This is a genomic window from Shewanella sp. (genome assembly GCF_051658185.1).
Lineage (GTDB): Bacteria > Pseudomonadota > Gammaproteobacteria > Enterobacterales > Shewanellaceae > Shewanella.
The window spans coordinates 1-5,937 of the sequence record NZ_JBOFMC010000055.1; the positions used below are offsets into that span (position 1 = coordinate 1).

The window sequence follows — 5,937 nt, forward strand, 5'->3', positions numbered from 1 at the left end:
AACTAGCCATAACTCGAGGATCAACCTTTGATAAGTGCGGCCCCAATGACAAGATTGATCGTGTTGATCTTAGCCTTAGGCCTTGGCGCTTGTGCTAGCGCGCCAGAACCTCAGCCTGTGGTCACACGCCCTGAGCCGGTATCGGTGTGGAACGATAACAATATTGCCAAACTGCATAGCGAGTGGCGCGGCGTGCCCTATCGCTTGGGCGGCTCGACCAAGAAAGGCATTGATTGCTCAGCCTTTGTGTCAGTCGCCTATGAAAAAATGCTCGGCATGACGCTGCCACGCACCGTAAAAGAGCAGCAAACCCTTGGCCATCCGGTGCCCAGGCATCAACTGCGTAAGGGGGATTTAGTCTTTTTTAAGACGGGCTGGAGCACCCACCATGTGGGCATTTATGTTGGTGGCGATAATTTCCTCCACGTGTCCACCAGCCAAGGGGTTAAAATTTCGAGCTTACTCAATCAATATTGGGCGGCTAAATATTGGAATGCCAGACGAATTTAAACGAACGAGCATCCGCTAACGCGACTCTTGCTCTTGAGGGCCGAGCGGCTTGAGGTAGGAAATCGCATTGACATACCAAGTGCTTAGCCCTAAGGGCGTGGAGACAATGGCTTCGTCATCGACTTGTTTTTTCAGCAGCGCCCGAGCCATGGGCGCATCAATCGAAATATAATCATTCCGGCCATAGATTTCATCGGGGCCGACAATACGAAAGCGTTTAATCTCCCCCTGATCATTTTCAATTTCAACCCAAGCACCAAAAAAGACCTTACCCTCTTGGGCGGGCGCGTACTCGACCACTTTAACGGCTTCGATTCGCTTTCTAAGATAGCGCACCCGAGAATCAATCTGCCGCAGCAACCGCTTGTTTTCCTTATAATCGGCATTCTCTGAGCGATCACCTAGGCTGGCCGCCCAAGTGACCTTTTGGGTAATTTGCGGCCGGTACTCACGCCAAAGATAATTCAGCTCAGTATTGAGCTTTTCAAAGCCTTCACGAGTGATTAAGTTAGTTTTCGCATTGGTTTTTACATTGGCATTCACGTTTGTGTTCCCATCCCCGCATGAGCGACTCCCCCGCGTGCATTTATCGTCACGCCACAAATCGCCGGGGAAATCAGCCGATATTGCGCGACAATATACCGCCATTTCAGACTCACGCCAATGCGCCGCTCGCCAAAATCGCCGCACCGCCTCTTCTCCCAACCGAGTGCAAAACCTGGCCATTGCCATAACGGAAACCTCGGTGAGATCGCGCGATTAACATGAAATTGATCCTGTGCCTGTGGTATCTTGAGGGCAATATTGATTTTTATAACCCGTTAGGCGTGACATTCTATTTATGCAAACTAATGCCCATAACATTGCTCAAATCATCGCTCAGGAACTGAATGTTCGCGAGCAGCAAGTGAGTGCAACCATAGAGTTACTCGATAATGGCGCCACTGTGCCCTTCATCGCCCGCTACCGTAAAGAAGCAACTGGCGGCCTAGATGACACCGAGCTGCGCACTCTTTACTCCCGTTTAGGTTATCTGCGCGAGCTCAATGACCGGCGCCAAGTGATCCTGTCGAGCATTCAGGCTCAGGGCAAGCTCACTGCGCAGTTACAGCAGGCCATCGACGCCGCCGACAGCAAAACCCGTCTTGAAGATCTCTATTTACCCTTTAAGCCCAAGCGGCGCACTAAGGGGCAAATTGCCATCGAAGCGGGCCTTGAGCCCCTGGCCGACGGCCTGCTTGCGGATCGTAAAGCCGATATCGAGGCACTCGCCGCCAGCTATATCAATGCCGAAATGGGCTTTAATGATACCAAGGCCGTACTTGAGGGTGCCCGCTACATTTTAATGGAGCGCTACGCTGAAGATGCCGAGCTGCTGCGCAAAGTGCGTGAACATTTAAGCCAAAACAGCCTGCTAGAAAGCCGTGTGGTCGCTGGTAAAGAAAAAGAAGCCGCCAAATACCGCGATTACTTTGAGCACAGCGAAGCCTTGGCCAAGGTGCCATCCCACCGCGCGCTCGCGATGCTGCGCGGCCGCAACGAAGGCTTTTTATCGCTGTCGATGAATGCCGACCCGGGCGCCGACGCTGGCACCGGCAGTTACTGCGAAGTCATTATTCTTGAGCATTTAGGGCTAAACCTTAGCGACAGCCCAGTTGATCAATGGCTTAAAACCGTGGTCACGGCCACATGGCGCATCAAAATCGCCCTGCAAATGGAAACCGAATTTATCTCGCAAATGCGCGAGCGCGCCGAGGCAGAAGCCATTAAGGTCTTTGCCCGCAACTTAGGCGACCTCTTGATGGCACCGCCCGCTGGCGCCAAGGCCACCATGGGGCTCGATCCCGGTTTACGCACTGGCGTTAAAGTCGCCATCGTCGATAACACCGGCAAATTGGTGGCCCACAGCACCATTTTCCCCCATGCTCCGCAAAATCTCTGGGATAAATCCATTCGTACCCTGGCCAACCTCGTGCAGATGCACAAGGTGGAGTTAATTGCGATTGGTAACGGCACCGCCTCGCGGGAAACCGACAAACTCGCCGCAGAATTAATTGCCAGCCTAAAAGACACTCAGCCCCACTTAACCAAGGTCATGGTCAGCGAAGCTGGCGCCTCGGTGTATTCCGCCTCTGAGCTCGCGGCGCTGGAGTTTCCTGACTTAGATGTGTCTATCCGTGGCGCAGTCTCGATTGCCCGCCGCCTACAAGATCCACTCGCGGAGCTCGTCAAAATCGAGCCTAAATCCATTGGTGTTGGCCAATATCAACACGATGTGAGCCAGAGCCTTCTGTCCAACTCCCTTGAGGCTGTCGTGGAGGATTGTGTTAACGGTGTGGGAGTCGATCTCAATACCGCATCGGCGCCGCTATTGTCGCAGGTAGCCGGATTAAACAAGACCTTAGCCAAGAATGTGGTGGACTACCGCGATACCAACGGCCAATTTAACAATCGTAAAGAATTGCTTAAAGTGCCGCGCTTAGGCCCGAAAGCCTATGAGCAAGCGGCGGGCTTTTTACGCATTCGCGCCGGCGATAACCCCCTCGATGCCTCGGCGGTGCACCCCGAAGCCTATGCGCTGGTCGAAACCATTGCCAAGGCCAAACAGCTTGAATTGGCAAGCCTTATCGGTAATTCATCGCTGCTGCGCAGCATCAATCCACAGGAATTCATTACCCCAGAATTTGGCTTACCAACGGTGACCGACATTCTTGCCGAATTAGATAAGCCCGGGCGCGATCCCCGCGGCGAGTTTAAAACCGCCAAGTTCAAAGACGGTGTCGAGGAGCTAAAAGACCTGATCCCAGAGATGATCCTCGAAGGCGTGGTCACCAACGTGACCAACTTTGGCGCCTTTGTCGATATTGGGGTACATCAGGATGGGCTAGTGCATATCTCTTCCTTGACCGACAAATTTATCAGCGATCCTCACACTGTGGTGAAAGCTGGTGATGTTGTGAAGGTCAAGGTCATGGAGGTGGATGTGGAGCGCCGTCGCATCGGGTTAAGCATGCGTCTGGATGAGGCTATCGCACCAAGCAAACCCCAAGGCCGCGGCGCCGCCCCCACGAAAGGGGCTGCCCAAGGCAAGCCAAATGCGAAACAGGCGACGCCAAGGGCGGCTCGCCCCCAATCTAAGGCTGCGCCAGTGAATGCCGCTATGGGGAACGCCTTTGCCGATGCCTTCGCGAAGTTAAAAAAATAGACTGAAAACTCAGCCAAAGTGCCAACCCGAACCATAGGGCTGGCACTTTGGCTCGGGCACACCTGTCTGCATCTCAGTTTATTAACGAACAATCATAAAATGGTTGCATAACAGTAACCATTAATACTATAAAGTCGGCAATTTCCTGCAACCTTTCGTAGAGCAGGATCTCCTATATCCAATTCTAATAATTACAAGTTAACATTCTCGACACCCCAAAGCGGAGTCACGCGAGAGTGTTTTGGGGTAACACAATGTCTGCTGGTTCGATTTTCCGCCGCCCACCCGCTTACGGGCCCTTTCGCGCTATTATCATCTTTTGCCTCTTAATCTTATTGATTGCCACGGCCAGTCGCATCGGTTTAGGCTTATGGCAAGGCGAACGCGTCGCGGCGGTCGATGGTTGGCCTCACTTGCTCCTCCAAGGTTTGCGGGTGGACATTGCCACCCTGTGCTGGCTCTTTGGGATTGCCACCCTTGGTACGGCGCTGTTTTCAGGGGATCACTTCGTCGGACGCCTCTGGCGGCCCATTCTGCGACTGTGGCTGACCCTTGGCCTCTGGATCATCCTGTTTTTAGAAGTCTCGACGCCCGCCTTTATTGAAGAGTACGGCATTCGCCCGAATCGTTTGTATGTGGAATACCTGATTTACCCTAAAGAAGTACTCTCTATGCTATGGGCGGGTCGCAAACTCGAGCTGATTTTTGCAGTAGGGCTAACCATTGCAACCCTGTGGGGCGGCTGGCAGCTCAGCGGTAAACTCACCCAGCATCTGCGCTTCCCTCGCTGGTATTGGCGCCCAGTGTTAGCCCTCGTGGTCGTGATACTCACCTTCCTCGGCGCGCGCTCTACCCTAGGACACCGCCCCATTAACCCGGCAATGGTTGCCTTTGCCGACGATCCGTTAGTCAACTCGTTAGTGATCAACTCCTCCTACTCCCTCGTGTTTGCCATCAAACAAATGGGCAGCGAAGAAGATGCCGCAAAAGTGTACGGTAAGTTAACCAAAGCGGAGATTATTGCCACCATCAGGCAAGAAAGCGGCCGACCAGCAGCGGCGTTCTCCTCAGAGGAGCTCCCATCGCTGAGCTTTAACCAAGCTAGCTATACTGGCAAACCAAAAAATCTGGTGATCTTGCTGCAAGAAAGCCTCGGCGCCCGGTTTGTCGGCAGTTTAGGTGGCTTACCTTTAACGCCCAATATTGACGCGCTCTCCAAAGAGGGCTGGTATTTTGATAATTTATACGCGACGGGCACCCGCTCAGTGCGCGGTATCGAGGCGGTCACGACGGGCTTTACCCCCACCCCCGCAAGGGCGGTGGTCAAACTTGGAAAAAGCCAGACCGGCTTTTTTACCTTAGCCGATCTCCTTAAAAAATATGGCTATACCACTCAGTTTATCTATGGTGGCGAGAGCCATTTTGACAATATGCGCAGCTTCTTTTTGGGGAATGGTTTTAGCGACATCATCGATCAAAAGGATTATCAATCGCCTGCGTTTGTCGGTTCTTGGGGCGTCAGCGATGAGGATCTGATGCGCAAGGCCAATAGTGAATTTGAGCGGCTACATGCCGAAGGTAAGCCATTTTTTAGTTTAGTGTTTAGCTCCACGAATCACGATCCGTTTGAATTCCCAGATGATCGTATTGAACTCTATGAGCAACCCAAACAGACTCGCAATAACGCCGCTAAATATGCCGACTACGCCATTGGTGAATTTTTTAAACTGGCTAAAAATGCCGATTACTGGAAAGACACCATTTTTATCGTGGTCGCCGATCATGATAGCCGCGTTGGCGGCGCCGATTTGGTGCCCGTCTCGCGCTTTCGTATTCCGGGGCTGATCCTAGGCGACAACGTCGCGCCTAAACGCGATCAGCGTGTTGTGAGTCAAATTGATCTGCCGCCCACCCTGTTATCTTTAATCGGGATTTCAGATCATTACCCCATGCTTGGCCGGGACTTAACCCAAGTGAGTGAGGATTGGCCGGGGCGCGCCATGATGCAATACGATAAAAACTTTGCCCTCATGGAAGGCAAAGATGTAGTGATTTTGCAACCCGAGAAGCCCGCCGAAGGCTTCCAATACGATAGCAAGAGCGAACAACTCAACCGCCACGCCCCAGCCGCCGAGGCCCTTGAGAAAAAAGCCCTCAGCTGGGCTCTTTGGGGCAGCTTAGCTTACGAGCAAGGGCTGTATCGCCTGTCCAAATAATCCGCT

The 5,937-nt window shown here is 52.8% G+C and carries 4 protein-coding genes; 3 read left to right on the plus strand and 1 reads right to left on the minus strand.

The features are described from left to right. Nucleotides 1–45: 45 nt before the first annotated feature. Entirely contained in the window at nt 46–510 is a 465-nt protein-coding gene (locus ACRCZA_RS02280) for an NlpC/P60 family protein (protein ID WP_438672866.1), read from the plus strand. Nucleotides 511–525: 15 nt separating this feature from the next. Here ACRCZA_RS02280 and greB read toward each other — a convergent pair whose 3' ends face one another. Further along, nucleotides 526–1,053, minus strand: a complete 528-nt coding sequence (gene greB / locus ACRCZA_RS02285; protein WP_438672867.1) for a transcription elongation factor GreB — start codon at nt 1,051–1,053, stop codon at nt 526–528. A 298-nt stretch (nt 1,054–1,351) separates the two neighbouring features. Here greB and ACRCZA_RS02290 point away from each other — a divergent pair, with 298 nt between their 5' ends. Together ACRCZA_RS02290 and ACRCZA_RS02295 are read left to right on the plus strand one after the other, a co-directional pair. Continuing rightward, entirely contained in the window at nt 1,352–3,715 is a 2,364-nt protein-coding gene (locus ACRCZA_RS02290; RefSeq protein ID WP_438672868.1) for a Tex family protein, read from the plus strand. A 254-nt stretch (nt 3,716–3,969) separates the two neighbouring features. Further along, nucleotides 3,970–5,931 carry an LTA synthase family protein gene (locus ACRCZA_RS02295; RefSeq protein ID WP_438672869.1) on the plus strand — a complete coding sequence of 654 codons (1,962 nt, stop codon included), beginning with the start codon at nt 3,970–3,972 and terminating at the stop codon, nt 5,929–5,931. Nucleotides 5,932–5,937 lie beyond the last annotated feature (6 nt).

What these genes read in the sequence shown, in the direction of transcription:
- ACRCZA_RS02290 (WP_438672868.1), top strand. Translation starts at nt 1,352, where the DNA reads ATGCAAACTAATGCCCATAACATTGCTCAAATCATCGCTCAGGAACTG.
- ACRCZA_RS02295 (WP_438672869.1), top strand. Translation starts at nt 3,970, where the DNA reads ATGTCTGCTGGTTCGATTTTCCGCCGCCCACCCGCTTACGGGCCCTTT.
- ACRCZA_RS02280 (WP_438672866.1), top strand. Translation starts at nt 46, where the DNA reads ATGACAAGATTGATCGTGTTGATCTTAGCCTTAGGCCTTGGCGCTTGT.